The sequence below is a fragment of the Candidatus Omnitrophota bacterium genome (assembly GCA_028716245.1).
GTDB lineage: Bacteria > Omnitrophota > Gorgyraeia > Gygaellales > Profunditerraquicolaceae > UBA6249.
Map to the genome: position 1 here is coordinate 46,268 of JAQUQW010000001.1, position 17,891 is coordinate 64,158.

Consider the following 17,891-nt stretch of genomic DNA (forward strand, 5'->3'; position numbering starts at 1 on the left):
TATGGACGATATAATCTTTGAATTAAATGATGTTTATTTTTCTTACCCAGGTAAAATTCCCGCCTTATGCGGCATAGATCTTAAAATTGAACAGGGCCGCAAGGTAGCTGTTATCGGAGCAAATGGCTCGGGAAAATCTACTTTCCTGCAGCTGCTTGACGGCCTTATTTTCGCGGATAAGGGAAGGGTAAGTTTTTTTGGCGAGGAATTAAACGAAAAGAAATTTTTCGATAATAATTTTTCTCGTGATTTTAGGCGCAGGGTGGGTTTTGTTTTTCAAAATCCCGACGCGCAGTTGTTTTGCCCGACGGTAGAAGAGGACATAGTTTTCGGGCCCCTGCAGCTGGGTTTTGCAAAAAATGAAATTAAAAAACGCCTGGAGAAACTTATCGATACTTTGGGTCTCCAAGGATTGCTTGCCCGCCCCCCCCATCAACTAAGTATCGGAGAAAAGCGCAAGGTAGCCATTGCATCTATTTTGATTATTGAGCCGGAAATCATTATTTTAGATGAGCCGACTGCCGGGCTTGATCCGTTAACCTCCCGGCATATAATTGATACCCTCATTGAGGAAAATATTAACGGTAAGACAATTATCAGCTCCACCCACGATTTGCATATTGTAGAGGAAATCGCCGACCTGGTGTATGTTTTTAGCAGCCAGAAGAAGATTGCCGGTTTTGGAGAGCCGGATCTGATCCTTAATGATACGGCTTTGCTGCAGGTAAATAATCTGGTGCATGTCCATCGCCATAAGCATGAAGATACGGTGCATATCCATCCGCATTTACACATCGATCACCATGGAGATGATCATTGATGAAAAAGGACTCCTCTACCAAAAAAGTTTTTTGCACGCGGCTTAAAGGTGAGCGAAGGTTTTTGCGCCTTTTAGGGGATTCCACTAAGACCAAAGGGTTACGGGCCGGCTTAGTTACTTTAAGGCCTAAAGAATTAATCGGTGAGCATAAAACTGAAAACAAAGAAGAGGCGCTGATCATATTAAAAGGCAGCGCGACTGTTTACTTTGGAAAAAATAAAAAACTCAAAGCATCTGAAGGCAGCTTTATATTTATCCCTCCGGAAACCCTCCATAATGTAAAAAATTCAGGAAGAAAAATTCTGCAGTATATTTATGTAACCAGCCAAGTTACATAGAGTTAAGAAAATAAGGATTAAATTTGATAAAAGAGGTGGTATAATACACTTAAAGGAGACACGGTGGATACTTACATAAGGGGGATAAATGAACGAACTACTTAAAGAAATAGACGTACTCCAGAAGGAAGTTAACTCTTTTAGACCTTTGCCACCAGACACGGTAAAGCAATTAAGGGAGTATTACCGAGTTGGCTTGACCTATACTTCTAACGCCATTGAAGGAAATTCCCTAACCGAAACCGAGACAAAGGTAGTTTTAGAGGATGGGATAACCATAGGCGGGAAGCCGATTAAGGATTACTACGAGGCGATGGGGCACGCCGAAGCATACGATTATATGAATACGTTAGCAACCTCTGGAGATTTTGGGGAAGACGTCATTAAAATGCTGCATAAATTCTTTTACCACAGGATTAATGAGGCAGAGGCAGGCAGATATAGAACGAATAAAGTTTTTATCTCAGGTTCAAAATACACCTTACCCAGCCCAGAGAAAGTCCCAGACCTTATGAAAGAATTTATAACAAAGATAAGAGATGTAGCAAAGAAAAGCCACCCCGTAGAGTATTCGGCAATCGCCCATAAAGAGCTTGTCTTTGTCCATCCCTTTGTCGATGGAAATGGCAGGGTTGCAAGGCTGCTAATGAATTTAATCCTCTTGCAGAAAGGCTATTGTTTAGCGGTAATCCCGCCTATCCTTCGCAGGGATTATATTAACGCATTAGAGAAAGCGCATACGGATGATAAGGATTTCAGAAAGTTTATTGCGGAAAGGGTAAGGGAAACGCAGAAAGATTATTTAAGGCTTTTAAGAGTATAAGAAACGCACTGGGATTTTTATTTTCACTTGACAAGGGCTACCTAACATGTTAAATTTGTTATGGATACATAAGGTGCACTTTAGTGTGAGCTTAGAAGTTAATCTCTTAAGGAATGAGTCTTAATTATTGGATCCAAAAATAAGAGTTAATTTTCGAGTTAGCGCGAAAAGTCAATCTGACCTTAGGAAGGAGGTTCTTTTCAATGAATAGAAAAGGTTTTACACTCGTCGAAATCATGATCGTTGTGGCAATTATCGCCTTGTTAGCTGCGATCGCAGTCCCCAACTTGCTTAGCGCAAGAAGGACGGCTAATGAAGCAGCAGCCAAAGCTACAGTACGCAGCTTATCTACCGCGGCTGAAACATTCTCAACCAGCCATAGCGGCGCATATCCTACAGATATATTAGGAGCCGGTAACTTGCAAGATTTTATAGCTTCTGCAGGTAGCTATTGCGCTAACGCAACTGGTACAGCGACTGCTGTGCAGGGTTATAACTACGCCTGTACTTTAACCTCGGGCGGTTATACCTTTGTAGCCAGTCCTGTTACACCAGGAACGACCGGAAACGTAACCTACACAGCTTCAACTGGTGGAGTGCTGACACCATTATAAAAAGTTGTTTTTTGAAAATCAAGGGGACGGTTCTATTTTTTAACAAGAATGATCGACAAAAAATAGAACCGTCCCCTAGTTTTTAATGAAAATCAAATTTTTTGTTTTTATTCTAATAGCAGTTATATGTTTCCTTGCCTATTTTAATTCTTTAGCTAATCCGTTTATCTGGGATGATCAGGCTCTGGTGGTTCAGAACACGCTGATCCGCAGCGCGCGGAATTTGCCTTTAAGTTTTACCAATGACCTGTATTTTGGAGTAGCCAGCGGCTCTAATTTTTACCGTCCCCTGCAAACCATATCGTATATCTTCGATTATCATTTCTGGCAGTTGGATCCCTTTGGTTATCATCTTACCAACATTATTTTACAGCTTGGTGTTTCTTTTTTAGTTTTTCTTTTAGTATCTGAACTACTTGGTGATTTAGCGGTAAGTATCGCTGCCGCAGCGATGTTTGCCGCCAGTCCTTTGCATACCGAGGCAATAACTTATATTTCAGGAAGAGCAGAGATGCTGATGGGTTTTTTTGTAATCCTGGCATTATTATTTTTTATCAGGAGCCAGAAAAAAACTATCCAGGGCAGCCGGTTATTTTATATCTTTTCACTATCCAGTTTTGTCTTCGCCATCTTATCCAAAGAAGTGGCGATTGTTTTTCCTTTTATAGTGAGCGGTTATGTTTTTTACTTTTTAAGGGATAAATTAAAAGAAAAATATTATCTTATAAAAAATGTTATGCCGTTTTTTATTATCAGCATAATCTATCTAATTTTGAGGTTATCTTTTTTTAAATTTTTAACTCTGCGGCCGCCGGCTTTGGCCGCTGTCCCCTGGTTTGTTCGCTTGAGTGTTTTATCCAAAGTAATCCTTACCTATTTTAAACTGCTTGTTTTACCGGTTAACTTGCACATGAACCATGAGTTGTTGCGGCCGACAAGTATCGCCGGCATCCTGATTGCTGTTTTTTCTCTGGGGGCAATCCTTTTTACCTGCTTGTATTATTTAAAGTACCAACCAAAGAACAAGGTGGCTTCGTTTATGTTGTTCTGGTCACTGGTTTTTTTTATTCCGCAATCCGGAATTTTTCCAATCAATGCTTTTGTCGCCGAACATTTTATCTATTTATCTTCAATTAGCTTTTTCATGCTTTTAGCGTATATTTTGCATAAAGCCCTAAGAAGGGAAATTTTTATTTTAAGTACGGGATTATTTTGCGTGTTCTATATTTTGCTTACCTGCGGCCGTAATTTTGAATGGAAAAACCCGTTGGTTTTTTACAAAAACATCATCAAATATTCTCCTGACAGCTTCCAGGCGCATAATAATTTGGGCCTGGAATATGAATACCGGGGCAGGCTTGATGAGGCAAGACTTGAATATAAGCGGGCATTAGAAATTAAACCGGATTTAATCGAAGGGCGTTCGAATTTAGCCAACCTTTATTTTAAATTGAAACTTTATGCTCCGGCAAAGGCAGAATACGAACTGCTTGAGAAAAGCCCGCTGGGCTCAAAAGCGGGCGAAGTGCAGAATAACCTGGGTAATATTTATGAGGTTACCGGCAACCCGGAGGGGGCAATCGCAAAATATAATCAGGCGTTAAAACTTGACCACAGCCTGAAGTTTACACACTTTAATCTGGCGCGGATTTATTTTGCCAAGAGAGACTTTAATTCCGCGGCAGCCCAGATAGCGGAATCTCTGGGCGAGGTTGCGGGTAAGGCTGATTTGGCCCGGAATAAAATCATCGCGGATTTCCTTAAAAGCGCCGGTTATCTTGATAATGGTGCGGAGTTCTATAATAATTTAGGGATTGATTTTGCCAAAAATAATTATTGGGCGGGAGCAGTCAGTGCCTTTAACTGCGCTTTGGAGCTAAGGCCTGATTTTGCCGATTGTTACTATAATCTGGGATTGGCCTATCTGAATATGGGTGAAAAATCCCGGGCCAAAAAGGTTTTAAAGCAGGCCTTAAAAATCAATCCTAATCATATCCGGGCCAAGAGGTTAATCGCAGTGAATTAAGAGAATAAGGCCCAATACGCAATACGACCCTATTTCCTAGCCAATCGGGAAATAGGGTCGTATTGTGATTAGGAAACAGGGTCTTTGTAAAAAATGATTGCCAAATAGCTTCTTTATGGTAAGATTAAAATAATGTTCAAGCGTAAGTAAGGATTTTAACTATGTTTAATCGAAAAGCCAGGAGTTTTGTTACGATCATGATCGTTGCGGCCTTGTCCGCGTTATTGCTGCGCCTGGCGGTACAGAAGATAATCATCTATAATATCGAGCATAACCAGTTATTGGCCCAGGTAAACCTTAAACTTCTTTCCACGGGCTTAGAAAATTACGCCAAGAATAATAAGAATGTATATCCTACCAGCATTGAGCAGCTTACCAAAAGTAATCCGGTTTATCTGGAGAGGAATTATCTGGCCAGTTCTTCAATACGGGGTTATGAGTATGATTGCCAGCGGTTGGACGCATCCGGTTATAATTGTTCGGCAGTTCCGGTTGACTGCAAACTTACCGGAAAGATGACTTATTCGGTTTCCACCGGAGGTTTGGTTCTTACGGAGAGCTGTGATAAAAAATAGACGATGAACATTTTTTCTAAAATAAAATTTCCCAAAGCAAAAGAAAAGTTTAGCATCGGCCTGGATATCGGCACGCAGTCGATTAAATGCGTAAAATTAAAAATTAACGACGCTATTGAGCTGGTTAATTTTGACCTTGAGGATGGCCAGCTTGATCCGACAGATGTACTTAAGAAGATCAAGCACGTCCAGGATGCCGATCTGGTAAATATTTCTTTTTGCGGCTCATCCACGGTTATCCGTTATGTAAATTTTCTGCGGATGAATAAAACCGAGCTGCGCCAAGCGCTTAAGTTTGAGGCCCAGAAACATATTCCTTTCTCGCTGAATGAGGTTGATTTAGATGCCGAAATCTTAAAGAATGATTTGCCGGAAAACAAGATGCTGGTCTTGATTGCCGCGATAAAAAAAGAATTGATCCAGCAAAGGCTTAAAACCCTTGAAAACGCCGCGTTAAGGCCTAATATCATTGATATCGATTCGATAGCATTGATTAACGCGTTTAATTTTAATTATCCTAAAATAGATGTGCCGGAGAACAAATCCATCTGTCTTTTGAATATCGGGGCTTCAATCAGCAATATTAATATCCTTGATAACCGGATACCGCGTTTAAGCCGCGATATCCATTCCGCCGGGGCAAATTTTACCAAGAAGCTTATGGATATTTTCGAGTTGGACTTTAAAACAGCCGAAGAGCTTAAGATTAATCCTGACCCTGAAAGAGCAAATAAGGTCAAGGCCGGCGTGGAGAACGTGCTTACGAATTTAGCGGCAGAGATCCGCACGTCATTCGATTACTATGAAAGCCAGAATTCCTCGAGCGTAGTCAAGATATTCTTAAGCGGCGGAGGAAGTAAAATAAGCGGTTTAAGCGAAATGTTAACTGTCTGTTTAGGTATCCCGGTAGAACCCTGGGATGCATTTAAGCAAATAAAGATCTCCGATGAAATAGATGCGCAGAAATTAAACAATTTTTCCGGGCAGTTTAATGTTGCCGCAGGCCTGGCTTTACGCCAAAGATGATTGAGATAAATTTATTACCCCAGGAACTAAGAGTTAAAACTAAGGAAAAGGCCCCCCAACAGGTTATTTTAACAACCATAACCGGGTTTAACCGGGACAAGTTGTTTATTTACGCCATTCCTGTTCTACTGGGATTATTTGTTTTAGCGCATTTTTATTTTGCGGTAATCAGCATAGCTAAAGGCGGGCAGTTGGCTTCTTTAAAGCGTAAATGGACGGCTCTTGAGCCGCAGAAGAAAATAGTGGATGAATTCAACCAGCAGTATTCACTGACTTCTCAGGATGCCAGCCTGACGCAGCTTTTAACCAGCCAAAGGATCCTCTGGGCGCAAAAATTAAATAAATTAAGCCTGAATTTACCCGCCGGAGTCTGGTTTAATGATATATCGCTTGTTAAACAGAACCTAACTATTCAGGGGTCAGTGATTTCGTTAAAAATGGAGGAGCTTAACCTGATTAACAAGCTATTGGATAGCCTCAAAGCCGATAATGGATTTTTTAAGGATTTCGCCGGCCTAGAATTGAGCAGCGTGCAGAAGAGAAGTATTGGAAGCTATGATGTCGCGGATTTTGTCTTAACGGGAACTTTGAAATCCAAATGAACCTGGACAATATACAAAATATACAATTAGATAAACAGAAGAAAATATTAATAATCATATTTTGCTTCTTTATTGTTTATGTGGAGGCCAATTATATCTTAAAGGCCCAGATTGCCGGATTGAAAAGCTTGGAGCCTAAGATTGCCCTCCTTGAAAAGGATCTTAAAAATTTAAACCGTGATTTGGAGAATATGCGCGTTTCTAAAGGTAAGCCTGCTTTGGAAGCCCGCAAGGCAGCCAGCAGGTCTTCTAAGATAATTACCGAAGACCAGGTTTCCGGGCTCCTGCAGGATATTTCAAGCGCGGCGAATAAATTTGACGTAAAGATTATTCAAATCCGGCCCAGCCGTGAGACAGGAAAATCCGCGATTGCCGGTGATAAATTTACGCCGATTTTAATCAATTTGGATTTAATCTGTGATTATCATAATTTGGGTAAGTTTATTAACAATCTGGAAAATTCACCGGTCTTTATGGGAGCGGTTGAGCTAAAGATTTCGGCACGAATGCCGGATTATCTAAAACAAAAGGCAAGCTTAGTTATTCGGACATATGTCAGTAAATAAGAAATTTTCGATTTTATTCTTTTTGTTTTTGGGGATCCTGACTTTGGCTTTTGGCCAGGGTGAATTTGTTTATGATGCCAAAGGCAAGCGCAATCCTTTTATCCCGCTGGTAACTGCCGAAGGCAGGCTGCTTAAACTTGATAAAGAGGAGGCCGCCTCTTCGGGGGGCCTGTCGATAGAAGGGATTATTTATGATAAGCTGGGCCGTTCATTCGCTATAGTTAACGCGGCGGTAGTGGGGATCGGGGATTACGTCGGAGATTATCAGGTTTTAAAAATTTTTGAAAACAAGGTAGTTTTTATTAAAGATAGCCAGCCTTTGGAGGTAGGGTTAATCAAGGAGGAAACAAAGTGAAAAAAATATTTTTAATATTTGTTTTTACTTTTTATTGTTTTGCTTTTGCCGCGCAGGATGCTAAAGATACGCAAAACGGGCCCGAATTAGCCAAAGCGCTGCCAATACCGGCGCCGGCAGTGGAAACAGCGGTTGCCCCGCCTTCTACGGGAAACGTAACTTTTGATTTCAGGGATGCGGATATCAACAATGTCCTTAAAATTATTTCTTATAAATCCGGGGTAAATATTGTAACCACTCCGGATGTTATCGGAAATATTTCGGTGCGCCTGACTGATGTGCCCTGGGAGATGGCCCTGGATGTAATCTTAAAGACTTATGGTTTTGGCTACCAGCGGCAAGGCAATGTTATTTTGGTTACTAAGGTAGAGAATGTGGCTAAGATTGCCGCGGACGAACCTTTGCAGACAGAGATCATCACGCTTAAATTTTTGGATGCCCAGGATGCAGAAAAAATTATTATTCCTTTGCTTTCACCGCGCGGAAGAATATCGGTTTTATATACCCGCGGCCAAAAGGGTTGGAAGTTTGGGACATTCCAAATTGGTAAAGAAAAGTCCAGTTCAGCTCCTGAAAAGGAGTCAGCCGGAGGGACCAAATCCGAAACGGTTTCTTATGAGAAGAGCGCTACCGGGGAAACTGTAATGAAGAAGGCGGAATTCGATCCTTCCGTAAAATCCAAAATTCTGGTGATTACCGATACTGCTAGCACTCTTGATAAAATACGCAATATTATTTTACCTAAGATCGATATTAAGCCTAAGCAGGTGCTTATTGAGACCAGAATTATCGAAGTTAACCGGGATAAGCTAAGAGACCTTGGCCTTGATTGGGGTTTGGGCGGCAATAATACCGCCAGGTCAAATACGATTACAATGCAGGAAGTTGCCAATGGCAGGGATATAGGGGGCCATGGAGGCACCGTCACTACAACTGCCAGTCCGTTAAAGCCTTCTGTGTTTAGCCCGGCAACAACCACAATCTTAGGGTATGAGCCTTATAACGCAGGAGCGGAATTTGTATTCCAGAAACTGACCGGTACAAAATTTGAGGCAGTTGTGCATGCTTTAGAGGATGATGCCAATACCAATACCTTATCCGCGCCAAGTATCCTTACCATTGATAACCAAGAGGCCTCAATGTTGGTGGGGTATCACACTCCCATACTTGGATCTACGGTTACAGCAGGTACGACCACGGAGGGGCCGACAGTTACCCAGACATTGGATTATTATCAGGAGATTGGTATCCGTTTGAATGTCGTGCCTCAGGTCAGTGAAGAGGGTTATATTAATATGATTATCCACCCCAGTATTACCTCCTCCACGTCTTCGATTTCAGCTACTTCTACCGCCGGGACTTCAAGTACGGTAACAAGTTATCCGGTTATTGATGTGCGCGAAGCGCAGACTCAAGTTCTGCTTAGGGATGGAGAGACTGTTGTGATCGGCGGTTTGCTTAAAGATGTCAAAGCAAAAGAGTACATTGGGATTCCTTTCTTAAAAGAACTTCCCTGGATCGGTAAATTTTTTGGCCGGGAAACAACCCATACGACTAAAGTTGATCTTTTGATTTTTATCAAGGCCAGGATAATTAAAGAGGGGGAATTTACTCCCGAAGAGCTGGCTAAGCTTGAGAAGAGGTTGGGCCAGACACAGGTTGTTGAAATCAAAAAAGACGCCGTAAGCCGGAAGAAAAAGAAATAAGGTTTTAATATGCCTCCATTTCCCCTTTGAGCGGGAAACAGTTTCGCAGTTAATCGGGAAACAGGGTTTTTTATTTTTATGTATAGAATAAGTTTTAATTTTTCTAAGAAAGGCCTGATGCGTTATATTTCGCATTTAGACCTGATGCGCCTATTTATGCGCGCTATGCGCCGGGCAGAGCTTCCCTTAAAAATGTCAGAGGGGTTTAGCCCGCACCCCAAATTGAGTTTTAAAAGGGCGTTAAAGTTAGGGGTGGAGAGCGAATCCGAAGAAGCTTCTGTGGTATTAAGGTTCCCGGTTGCCCCCGTTGATTTTAAGGATAGGCTGCAAAAACAATTGCCAGAAGGGATCCAGGTAAAAGATGTCCAAGGAAATTTTAATTAATGTTGAAACGCAGGAAAAACGCGTTGCCATAGTTGACAACGGGGTTCTTTTGGAATTTCATATCGAGCGCCCGCAGGACCGCACCATCGTCGGTAATATTTATAAAGGAAGGATTGAGGCAGTGATGCCGTCTATCGGGGCGGCCTTTGTGGATATCGGCTTGCCTAAAAACGGTTTCTTGTATTTATCCGAGATCGAATCTGCTTATGAGTCATTGGAGGCCCCGCAGCAGACCCCGATTAAAGAAGTAAAAAAAGGGCAGGAAGTTTTAGTCCAGGTAGTTAAGGAGTCTTTCGGGACCAAGGGGCCGCGCCTTTCCACGCAGATTGGTTTAGCCGGCAGGTACCTGGTAATTATGCCGCTGGATAAACAGGGCGGAATTTCCCGCCGCATTGAGGATGAAACCGAGAGAAAACGCCTGCGCGAGATTTTTAAGGGCTTGAAACTTCCTGACCCGGTAGGCTTTATTGTGCGTACCGCGGCCAGCGGAAGAAGCCAGCAGGAATTAATCCGCGACGCCCAGTTCCTTTATAAATTATGGAAACGCCTGGAAAAAAATGCTCAAGGCAAGAAGGCTCCGGCTTTGGTTTATGAGGAATATGATTTAACCCTGCGGGCAATCCGCGATTCCTTTACCGAAGATGTTAGCAAGCTTATCGTTGATTCCAAGCCTGAATTTTACCGCATCCAGCATTTTATGCGCACTTTTTTAAGTTATTTGTGTAAAAAGGTTGAACTTTACAAAGGAGACGACCTTTTTGGCGCAAAAGACGTGGAAAAACAAATCAATCATATTTTTGAAAGCCATGTTTATTTAAAATCCAAGGCTTACCTGATTATCGAGCCGACTGAAGGGTTGGTGGTAATCGATGTAAACAGCGGCGGTTTTAAGAAAAAGGTCAATCAGGAGGATATGGCTTTTAAGGTTAACGCTGAAGCAGCGGTTGAGATTGCCCGCCAGCTGGTGCTGCGGGATTTAGGCGGTATTATCGTCATCGATTTTATCGATATGGAGCGGGAAGGCCACCGCCGGGAATTACTGAATATTTTGAAAAATGCTTTATCCGGCGACCGGGCAAAATACGATATTTTGGGGATCTCTAAATTTGGGATAGTGGAGATGACCCGCGAACGGATACATAAGACCGTGCAGATGCTTTCTTTTCACCCTTGCCCGTATTGTAAGGGTAAAGGCAAACTGCGTTCACCGCAAACCTTGGGAATTTTCGCTTTAAAAGAACTCAAGCGTTATCTTAAGGGCAAAACCTTAAAACAGGTCTCGGTTACCTTGGCTCCGCCGGTGATTGATGAAATCTTAAAAGATAAGGAGGCCCTGCGCGCAGTTGAGCATAAATACCGGACTAAGATCAACCTCATTTCCAACCCTACCGCGCACCTGGAAGACATCAAAATAGCTTGACCCCAAAATCAACAGGTATATAATATAAAGTTCTTAGGTGAAAATCCTGGGAACGTTTCTATTTTTTTTCTAATCTATCCAAGAAAATTAGAAACGTTCCCGGGTTTTGATTCATTTTAAAGGAGGATAGTCAAATGTATGCAATAATTGAAGTTGGCTCAAAACAGTATAATGTAAAAAAAGATGATATTATCGAGGTAAACAAAGAAGTAGCGGCCAAAGGTGACAATCTTATCATTGATAAGGTTTTATTGGTCTCCAAGGACAAAAAAGTCGAAATTGGCCAGCCTTATGTTAAAGGGGCCAAAGTGGAAGCAACGGTCTTAAGGCAGACGCTGGGTGAAAAAACCACAGCTTATAAATACCGCCGGAGAAAAAATTCCCACTGGGAAAAAGGGCATCGGCCGCAGCTTACCGAGCTTAAGATTAAATCTATTGAGTTAGGCCTATAAATCAAGTGTTCATTGACAGCGCTAAAATCAATATTCGCGCCGGCAATGGCGGCAGAGGCTGCCAAAGCCTTTATCGCGATAAATACCAGCGCCGGGGAATTCCTGACGGCGGAGACGGGGGCAAGGGGGCCGATATCATTTTTCAGGCAGATCCCAACCTGCTTACTCTTTTGGATTTTCAGTACCATCGGCATTTTTTTGGCGCCCATGGGGGGCACGGCTCAAGCAATCACAAAAAAGGTAAAGGGGCCGCGGATATAATTGTGGGCGTTCCTTTGGGTACAATTATAAAAGATGCGGCGACCGGCTCTATTTTACGCGACTTAAATGTTGCAGGTGACCAGGTAATTGTCGCCCGCGGAGGCAAGGGTGGCATCGGCAATTGGCACCGTAAAGAAGCAACACCGGGTGAGCCGGGAGAAGAAAAAACAATTATTTTAGATTTAAAACTCCTGGCGGATGTGGCAGTGGTTGGATTTCCTAATTCCGGAAAGTCCACTTTGATTTCCGCGATTTCCAACGCTCACCCGAAGATTGCTGCCTATCCTTTTACGACAACGGCCCCGATTTTAGGGGTAGTCAACAGCAGTCATAAAAGATTTGTCGTTGCCGATATCCCCGGTTTAATCGAGGGTGCCTGGGAAGGCCGCGGATTAGGGGATAAATTCTTAAAACACGCGGAGCGGACAAAAGTTTTAATCCATTTGATTGATATGGCAGGCTTTGAAGGCAGGGATCCGGTCGATGATTACAAAAAGATAAATTTGGAATTAAAGAATTACAGCAAAGAGGTCTATAAGAAGCCCCAGGTTATCTGCGCCAATAAAATGGACCTTAGCGGCGCAGAGGAGAACCTGAAACGGTTTAAGAAGCTGGTCAAAAAACCAATTTATCCGATTTCGGCTTTAGAGAAAAAAAATTTAGAGGAGTTAGTTGATGCGGTCGCCAAAAAAATATAACAGAATCGTGGTAAAGATCGGGGCAAGTATTTTTGCCGCAGATAAGCATAAGATCGATGCCGCTTTAATTAATAATATCGTTGTTCAAATATCCGGCTTGGTAAAGGCAGGTAAAGAGGTGGTGGTTGTTTCTTCGGGGGCAATCGCTATCGGTATGTCAATTTTAAAGACTACCAACCGTCCCAAGGAACTTGCGTATTTGCAGGCAACCGCGGCTATCGGCCAGCATGAATTAATGCACATTTATAAACTGGCCTTTAATGAACACGGCATAAATTGCGCGCAATTACTTTTGACTTGGGATGATTTTTCGGACCGCAGGTTTCTCAATGCAAAGCATACATTGAATACTTTGCTTCGACTAAAGTGCGTGCCGATCATAAATGAGAATGACACAGTGGCAACCGAGGAAATTAAATTCGGCGACAATGATAAGCTTTCCGCCTTAGTTTCAATATTGGTGGATGCTGATTTATTGATTATACTTTCTGATGTCGACGGGCTATTGGATAAAAATAAGAAAGTTATCCGTTCGGTGGAAAAAATAACCGCACAGATAAAATCCCTGGCTTGCCCGACCAATAAGAAAACCTGTGTCGGCGGAATGATTACAAAAATCCAAGCAGCCTCCATTGCCGTTGATTCCGGAATCCCTTGCGTAATTGCTAATGGAAAGAAGAAGGGTATTATCAGCCAGGTGGCTAAGGATCCTTTTAGCTGCGGCACGGTATTTACAACTAAGAAAAAATGAAACAAAATCTTAAGACAGAAATAGAAACTATTGCCAAAAAAGCACAGGCTGCATCAAGAGCGCTTGCTGTTTTGCCTAAAGAGGCCAAAGATAAAGTGCTTGTCGATATGGCCGCTGCTTTATTGAGCAATAAAGATGCGATTTTAAAAGCGAATAAAAAAGATATTGCCGCATTGACCGGCAAAGGCATCTCTTTTATTGACCGCCTTTCTTTAAATGAGGAAAGAATTAAAGAGATGGCGGATTCTTTGCTTGATGTTGTTAAGTTGGCAGATCCTATCGGCCAGGTTTTACGCGATTGGAATACCCCCAGCGGCCTGCATATTCAAAAGGTGCGCTGCCCTATCGGGATAGTCGCCATAATTTATGAATCCCGGCCCAATGTTACCGCGGATTGTATCGGGCTTTGTTTTAAATCCGGGAACAGCGTAATTTTACGCGGCGGCAGTGAATCCTTAAATTCCAATCTTGCGATTTACAATGCGCTTAACGCGGTAATGAAAAAACACGCTATAGCAAGCGGGGCAATTAACTTAATTGATACCCGCGGCCATAAAGCGGTGGATATTTTGTTAAAGCTAAATAATTATATTGACGTGGTGATCCCCCGCGGCGGAGAAGAACTGATCAATAAAGTAGTTAAGTCTTCGCGCATACCGGTGATCAAACATTATAAAGGCATTTGCCATGTTTATGTGGATGAGTGGGCGGATTTAAATATGGCCGAGAACATTTGTTTTAACGCTAAGGTGCAGCGTCCGGGAGTCTGTAATGCCATGGAAAGCATGCTGGTGCACCGGGATGTCGCCGCCAGGTTCTTGCCCGGGATGCTTAAAAAATTAAAAGAAGCAGGGGTAGAAATCCGCGGATGCGCCTTTACCAGAAAAATCGCTAAGTGGGCAAAAATTGCCACAGAGAAAGATTACCGCAGCGAGTACCTGGATTTAATCTTGTCGGTTAAGGTGGTTGATGATTTGGATGCGGCGATCAGCCATATCAATGATTACGGCTCGCATCATTCAGACAGCATTGTGACGGATAATCAGGATAACGCTTTAAAATTCCTGAAAGAAGTGGATTCGGCTTGCGTTTATCTAAATGCTTCGACCCGTTTTACCGACGGAAATCAGTTCGGGATGGGGGCTGAGATCGGCATCTCAACGGATAAGCTGCATGCCCGCGGGCCCATGGCCCTTGAAGAATTGACTACTTATAAATATATGGTTTTTGGCTCAGGGCAGGTCAGGCAATGAAGATCGGCATCCTCGGCGGGACTTTTAATCCGGTACATATCGGGCACTTGATTTTGGCCGAAGAAGCAAGAGAAAAGTTAGCGCTGGATAAAATTATCTTTATTCCCACGGCGCTGCCGCCGCATAAAGATAACGCGGGTATTGCCCCCGCGGATGACCGCTTGAAAATGCTAAGAGCGGCGGTTAAAGGGAATAAGTTTTTTGCGGTTTCGGACATTGAAATCAGACGCCACGGGCGCTCTTATACAATCGATACCTTAAAAGAATTAAAAAATAAATTTACCCGCGATGAGCTTTATTTTATTATCGGTTCTGATTTGCTTAAATATTTGAACGAGTGGAAGGATTTAAGTGAAATAATCAAAATGGTAAAATTTATCGCGGCTACCCGGCCCGGATATCCGCTTCAGCAGTTACCGCATTATATACAGACTTTGGCTATCCGGGCGGTAGATGTTTCAGGTTTTGAGGTGCGCCAGTGTATTAAAGAAAATAAATCATTTAGATATCTGGTGCCGGATAAAGTTTTTGACTACATAAATAAAAGGAAGCTGTATAAATGAAAATAAAGATTGCCCCGTCAATATTATCGGCGGATTTTACGCATCTTGCGCTTGAGCTTAAGAAAGTCGAGGAAGCGGGCGCGGATTTAATCCACGTTGATGTAATGGACGGCCACTTTGTACCGAATATTACTATCGGCCCGCAAGTCGTAAAATATTTACGCAAAGCAACCTCGTTACCTTTAGATGTGCACTTAATGATTGAAAATCCCGCTAAATATGTGGATGCTTTTGTCAAGGCAGGAAGCGATATGATTACCGTGCATATTGAGACGGTTAGTTTGGGAGAATTATCCGCTATTGCTAAAAAATTAAAAGCCAAAGGAGTAAAACTGGGGATTTCTTTAAATCCGGGCACGCCTTTAACTAAGATTAAAAAAGCTTTAACGCTGGTTGATTTTGTTTTGGTTATGTCGGTTAATCCCGGTTTTGGAGGACAAGCATTTATCCCGGGAGCAATAAATAAAATAAAACAGCTGCGGGCAATTTTTAAGAAGGATATCTCTGTTGACGGGGGAATCAATAATATTACCGCTAAACTTGTAAAGAATGCCGGGGCAAACGTTTTGGCAGCCGGTTCATATATTTTTGGGGCAAAGAATATAAAAAAAGCAGTTAACAGTTTAAGGAGAAATACCGATGAGTGATACTGTTGCGCAAATTAAATTCGGCACCGACGGATGGAGAGCAATTATCGCCGACACTTATACCCTGGAAAACGTTAAGATCCTGGCTCAGGCCGTAGCGGATTATTTAGGCGCCGGGAAAAAGGTTGCGGTTGGTTTTGATACGCGTTTTATGTCGGATAAGTTCGCCCAGGCCGCGGCCATAGTATTAAAAAGCAATGATATAGAGGTGCTCCTTTCTGACCGGCCCACACCTACTCCGGCATTGAGCTTCGCGATTAAGTCGCGCAAGCTGGATTTAGGGATCATGATTACCGCTTCGCATAATCCGGCCGAATATAACGGTTTTAAAATTAAGAACTCCAGCGGCGGAGGAGCCAGCTCTGAGTTGACTGAAGAAGTAGAAGATCTTCTTGGCAGGACCCCGGTAAAAGATGATGTTGCATCCAGTTCTATCCAAACCGTAGATATTATCAAAGATTACATAAAATTTATCCGCAATTATATTGATTTAAAGAAAATAAAGGATAAAAAATTTAAAGTTTTGGTGGATTCGATGTATGGTTCAGGGGACAGTTTTATTGCCCAGGTTTTAAAAGGCACAAGCATAAAACTGGAATTTATGCGCAATACTATTAATCCTTCTTTCGGCGGAGGCAGGCCGGAGCCGGTTGAAGATAACTTAAAGGAATTAAAGGCCCGCGTAAAAAAAGAGAAATTTGATTTAGGCATCGCCCTGGACGGTGATGCCGATAGGATTGCCGCGGTTGCCCCCGGCGGCGTGTTTATCCATCCGCAAAAAATCCTGGGCCTTCTGGCGTTGCATTTAAATCAGGACCGCCATTTTAGCGGCGGATTGGTCAAAACTATCTGCGGCTCAACGATGATGGATGCGATCGCAGAATTTTTGGGAATTAAGCTTTATGAAACTCCCGTAGGATTTAAATATATTTCCAATCTTATGGAGACTGAAGATATTGTTGCCGGAGGAGAAGAGGCCGGCGGCATGGGGGTTAAAGGTTATATCCCTGAGCGCGATGGGACAATGGCAGGGTTGCTATTAATTGAAATGATGGCCTACCGCAATAAAAATATGTTAAAGATTTTAAATGAAACTGAAAAAAAATTCGGTAAATATTATTATGTGCGCCAGGATTTTCATCTGGACAAGCGCGTTGAGCCCAAAAAAGAAAATCTGCCCAAAGAATTATTAGGCAAAAAAGTCATAGCTATCAAAGATTACGACGGAATAAAACTTATTTGTGAGGATTCAAGCTGGCTGATGTTCCGCGGTTCAGGCACCGAGCCGATTATGCGCACCTACGCCGAGGCCAGAAGCCTCACTCAAGCTAAAAAACTTCTTGTTTTGGCTAAAGAGATTATCATAAAGGATGGCGTATAGGTTCAGCAGATTCTTACTGTTAATTTTTTTAAAGCTCTTTTTTGATTTTAAGGTGGAGGGCAGGGAGAATCTGCCTAAAAATGGCGGATTCATTTTAGCCTGTAATCATCTAAGTTATCTGGATCCGGTTGTTTTGGGTTCAGGATGCCCGCGTACCGTGCATTTTATGGCGCGCGACACTTTATTTAATAACCGGTTTTTAGGTTTTTGGATGAAGTTAGTGGGGGCAATTCCGGTAAAAAGGGACAGCGCGGATTTTTCGGCGTTAAAAAAGTCGCTGCGTTTGGTTCGCAGCGGAGAAGGGCTGGCGATTTTTCCGGAGGGGGCGCGCCGGACCATTGATAGAGCGTTTATTAATCCGCAACCCGGAGCCGGATTTTTGGCGGATAAAGCAAATGTACCGGTTATTCCGGCTTATGTTTCAGGAACATACGAAGCACTGCCTAAGGGGGTTAATAAGAAGATTAATTTTGGCAGAGAAATTTTAGTGCGCTTCGGAAAAGAAATTCACATAGAAAGGGGGAAGCCTTATCAGGAAATTTCGAATATGATAATGGCTAGTATTAAACAGTTATCGAATAATTCATTAAACTAATCAAAATATAATAATGAGAGAAGGAGTAATTAGAA

At 42.5% G+C, this 17,891-nt stretch carries 21 protein-coding genes; all 21 read left to right on the top strand.

What is annotated here, in order from left to right; all coding sequences use genetic code 11:
* The first annotated feature begins 1 nt into the window (after position 1).
* Positions 2 to 820, top strand: coding sequence for an ABC transporter ATP-binding protein (locus tag PHG87_00260; GenBank protein MDD5476633.1), 819 nt, complete (start codon positions 2 to 4; stop codon positions 818 to 820).
* Positions 820 to 1,158, top strand: a complete 339-nt coding sequence (locus PHG87_00265) for a cupin domain-containing protein (GenBank protein ID MDD5476634.1) — start codon at positions 820 to 822, stop codon at positions 1,156 to 1,158. Before PHG87_00260 ends, PHG87_00265 begins: the two co-directional genes overlap by 1 nt.
* 88 nt (positions 1,159 to 1,246) lie before the next feature.
* Complete coding sequence (locus tag PHG87_00270; protein ID MDD5476635.1) at positions 1,247 to 1,981, top strand: Fic family protein; 735 nt, start codon at positions 1,247 to 1,249, stop codon at positions 1,979 to 1,981.
* Positions 1,982 to 2,184: 203 nt separating this feature from the next.
* Entirely contained in the window at positions 2,185 to 2,595 is a 411-nt protein-coding gene (locus tag PHG87_00275; GenBank protein ID MDD5476636.1) for a prepilin-type N-terminal cleavage/methylation domain-containing protein, read from the top strand.
* An 85-nt stretch (positions 2,596 to 2,680) separates the two neighbouring features.
* The gene (locus PHG87_00280; GenBank protein MDD5476637.1) at positions 2,681 to 4,621 is read left to right on the top strand and encodes a tetratricopeptide repeat protein; all 1,941 of its coding nucleotides are present in this window, start codon (positions 2,681 to 2,683) and stop codon (positions 4,619 to 4,621) included.
* Positions 4,622 to 4,782: 161 nt separating this feature from the next.
* A complete protein-coding gene (locus PHG87_00285; protein MDD5476638.1) occupies positions 4,783 to 5,196 on the top strand; it encodes a hypothetical protein in 414 nt (137 codons plus the stop codon).
* Between the two features lie 3 nt (positions 5,197 to 5,199).
* Positions 5,200 to 6,222 carry a type IV pilus assembly protein PilM gene (gene pilM, locus PHG87_00290; GenBank protein MDD5476639.1) on the top strand — a complete coding sequence of 341 codons (1,023 nt, stop codon included), beginning with the start codon at positions 5,200 to 5,202 and terminating at the stop codon, positions 6,220 to 6,222.
* On the top strand, positions 6,219 to 6,824 hold the full coding sequence (locus PHG87_00295; protein MDD5476640.1) for a PilN domain-containing protein: 606 nt from the start codon (positions 6,219 to 6,221) through the stop codon (positions 6,822 to 6,824). Before pilM ends, PHG87_00295 begins: the two co-directional genes overlap by 4 nt.
* A complete protein-coding gene (pilO, locus tag PHG87_00300; GenBank protein ID MDD5476641.1) occupies positions 6,821 to 7,390 on the top strand; it encodes a type 4a pilus biogenesis protein PilO in 570 nt (189 codons plus the stop codon). Before PHG87_00295 ends, pilO begins: the two co-directional genes overlap by 4 nt.
* Positions 7,377 to 7,745, top strand: coding sequence for a hypothetical protein (locus PHG87_00305; protein ID MDD5476642.1), 369 nt, complete (start codon positions 7,377 to 7,379; stop codon positions 7,743 to 7,745). The genes pilO and PHG87_00305 overlap by 14 nt, the downstream gene beginning before the upstream one ends.
* Positions 7,742 to 9,451: a secretin and TonB N-terminal domain-containing protein gene (locus PHG87_00310; GenBank protein ID MDD5476643.1), complete on the top strand. Its 1,710-nt coding sequence runs from the start codon at positions 7,742 to 7,744 to the stop codon at positions 9,449 to 9,451. Before PHG87_00305 ends, PHG87_00310 begins: the two co-directional genes overlap by 4 nt.
* 78 nt (positions 9,452 to 9,529) lie before the next feature.
* On the top strand, positions 9,530 to 9,835 hold the full coding sequence (locus PHG87_00315) for a TIGR03936 family radical SAM-associated protein (protein ID MDD5476644.1): 306 nt from the start codon (positions 9,530 to 9,532) through the stop codon (positions 9,833 to 9,835).
* A complete protein-coding gene (locus tag PHG87_00320; GenBank protein ID MDD5476645.1) occupies positions 9,813 to 11,255 on the top strand; it encodes an Rne/Rng family ribonuclease in 1,443 nt (480 codons plus the stop codon). The genes PHG87_00315 and PHG87_00320 overlap by 23 nt, the downstream gene beginning before the upstream one ends.
* A gap of 134 nt (positions 11,256 to 11,389) precedes the next feature.
* Entirely contained in the window at positions 11,390 to 11,707 is a 318-nt protein-coding gene (gene rplU / locus PHG87_00325; GenBank protein MDD5476646.1) for a 50S ribosomal protein L21, read from the top strand.
* 5 nt (positions 11,708 to 11,712) lie between these two features.
* Positions 11,713 to 12,666 carry a GTPase ObgE gene (gene obgE, locus PHG87_00330; GenBank protein ID MDD5476647.1) on the top strand — a complete coding sequence of 318 codons (954 nt, stop codon included), beginning with the start codon at positions 11,713 to 11,715 and terminating at the stop codon, positions 12,664 to 12,666.
* Positions 12,644 to 13,417, top strand: a complete 774-nt coding sequence (gene proB, locus PHG87_00335; GenBank protein ID MDD5476648.1) for a glutamate 5-kinase — start codon at positions 12,644 to 12,646, stop codon at positions 13,415 to 13,417. The genes obgE and proB overlap by 23 nt, the downstream gene beginning before the upstream one ends.
* Entirely contained in the window at positions 13,414 to 14,670 is a 1,257-nt protein-coding gene (locus PHG87_00340; protein MDD5476649.1) for a glutamate-5-semialdehyde dehydrogenase, read from the top strand. Before proB ends, PHG87_00340 begins: the two co-directional genes overlap by 4 nt.
* Positions 14,667 to 15,233 (top strand): nicotinate-nucleotide adenylyltransferase, encoded by a 567-nt coding sequence (gene nadD / locus PHG87_00345; GenBank protein MDD5476650.1) that lies wholly within the window; start codon positions 14,667 to 14,669, stop codon positions 15,231 to 15,233. Before PHG87_00340 ends, nadD begins: the two co-directional genes overlap by 4 nt.
* Positions 15,230 to 15,880, top strand: a complete 651-nt coding sequence (gene rpe / locus PHG87_00350; GenBank protein ID MDD5476651.1) for a ribulose-phosphate 3-epimerase — start codon at positions 15,230 to 15,232, stop codon at positions 15,878 to 15,880. Before nadD ends, rpe begins: the two co-directional genes overlap by 4 nt.
* A complete protein-coding gene (locus tag PHG87_00355) occupies positions 15,873 to 17,261 on the top strand; it encodes a phosphoglucomutase/phosphomannomutase family protein (GenBank protein MDD5476652.1) in 1,389 nt (462 codons plus the stop codon). Before rpe ends, PHG87_00355 begins: the two co-directional genes overlap by 8 nt.
* Positions 17,251 to 17,856 (top strand): lysophospholipid acyltransferase family protein, encoded by a 606-nt coding sequence (locus PHG87_00360; GenBank protein MDD5476653.1) that lies wholly within the window; start codon positions 17,251 to 17,253, stop codon positions 17,854 to 17,856. Before PHG87_00355 ends, PHG87_00360 begins: the two co-directional genes overlap by 11 nt.
* The last annotated feature ends 35 nt before the right edge of the window (positions 17,857 to 17,891 follow it).

Coding starts and splice junctions, on each gene's coding strand:
- rplU (MDD5476646.1), top strand. CDS start 11,390: ATGTATGCAATAATTGAAGTTGGCTCAAAACAGTATAATGTAAAAAAA.
- PHG87_00305 (MDD5476642.1), top strand. CDS start 7,377: ATGTCAGTAAATAAGAAATTTTCGATTTTATTCTTTTTGTTTTTGGGG.
- PHG87_00340 (MDD5476649.1), top strand. CDS start 13,414: ATGAAACAAAATCTTAAGACAGAAATAGAAACTATTGCCAAAAAAGCA.
- PHG87_00285 (MDD5476638.1), top strand. CDS start 4,783: ATGTTTAATCGAAAAGCCAGGAGTTTTGTTACGATCATGATCGTTGCG.
- proB (MDD5476648.1), top strand. CDS start 12,644: ATGCGGTCGCCAAAAAAATATAACAGAATCGTGGTAAAGATCGGGGCA.
- pilO (MDD5476641.1), top strand. CDS start 6,821: ATGAACCTGGACAATATACAAAATATACAATTAGATAAACAGAAGAAA.
- rpe (MDD5476651.1), top strand. CDS start 15,230: ATGAAAATAAAGATTGCCCCGTCAATATTATCGGCGGATTTTACGCAT.
- PHG87_00275 (MDD5476636.1), top strand. CDS start 2,185: ATGAATAGAAAAGGTTTTACACTCGTCGAAATCATGATCGTTGTGGCA.
- pilM (MDD5476639.1), top strand. CDS start 5,200: ATGAACATTTTTTCTAAAATAAAATTTCCCAAAGCAAAAGAAAAGTTT.
- PHG87_00360 (MDD5476653.1), top strand. CDS start 17,251: ATGGCGTATAGGTTCAGCAGATTCTTACTGTTAATTTTTTTAAAGCTC.
- PHG87_00355 (MDD5476652.1), top strand. CDS start 15,873: ATGAGTGATACTGTTGCGCAAATTAAATTCGGCACCGACGGATGGAGA.
- PHG87_00260 (MDD5476633.1), top strand. CDS start 2: ATGGACGATATAATCTTTGAATTAAATGATGTTTATTTTTCTTACCCA.
- nadD (MDD5476650.1), top strand. CDS start 14,667: ATGAAGATCGGCATCCTCGGCGGGACTTTTAATCCGGTACATATCGGG.
- PHG87_00295 (MDD5476640.1), top strand. CDS start 6,219: ATGATTGAGATAAATTTATTACCCCAGGAACTAAGAGTTAAAACTAAG.
- PHG87_00270 (MDD5476635.1), top strand. CDS start 1,247: ATGAACGAACTACTTAAAGAAATAGACGTACTCCAGAAGGAAGTTAAC.
- PHG87_00265 (MDD5476634.1), top strand. CDS start 820: ATGAAAAAGGACTCCTCTACCAAAAAAGTTTTTTGCACGCGGCTTAAA.
- PHG87_00320 (MDD5476645.1), top strand. CDS start 9,813: ATGTCCAAGGAAATTTTAATTAATGTTGAAACGCAGGAAAAACGCGTT.
- PHG87_00315 (MDD5476644.1), top strand. CDS start 9,530: ATGTATAGAATAAGTTTTAATTTTTCTAAGAAAGGCCTGATGCGTTAT.
- PHG87_00280 (MDD5476637.1), top strand. CDS start 2,681: ATGAAAATCAAATTTTTTGTTTTTATTCTAATAGCAGTTATATGTTTC.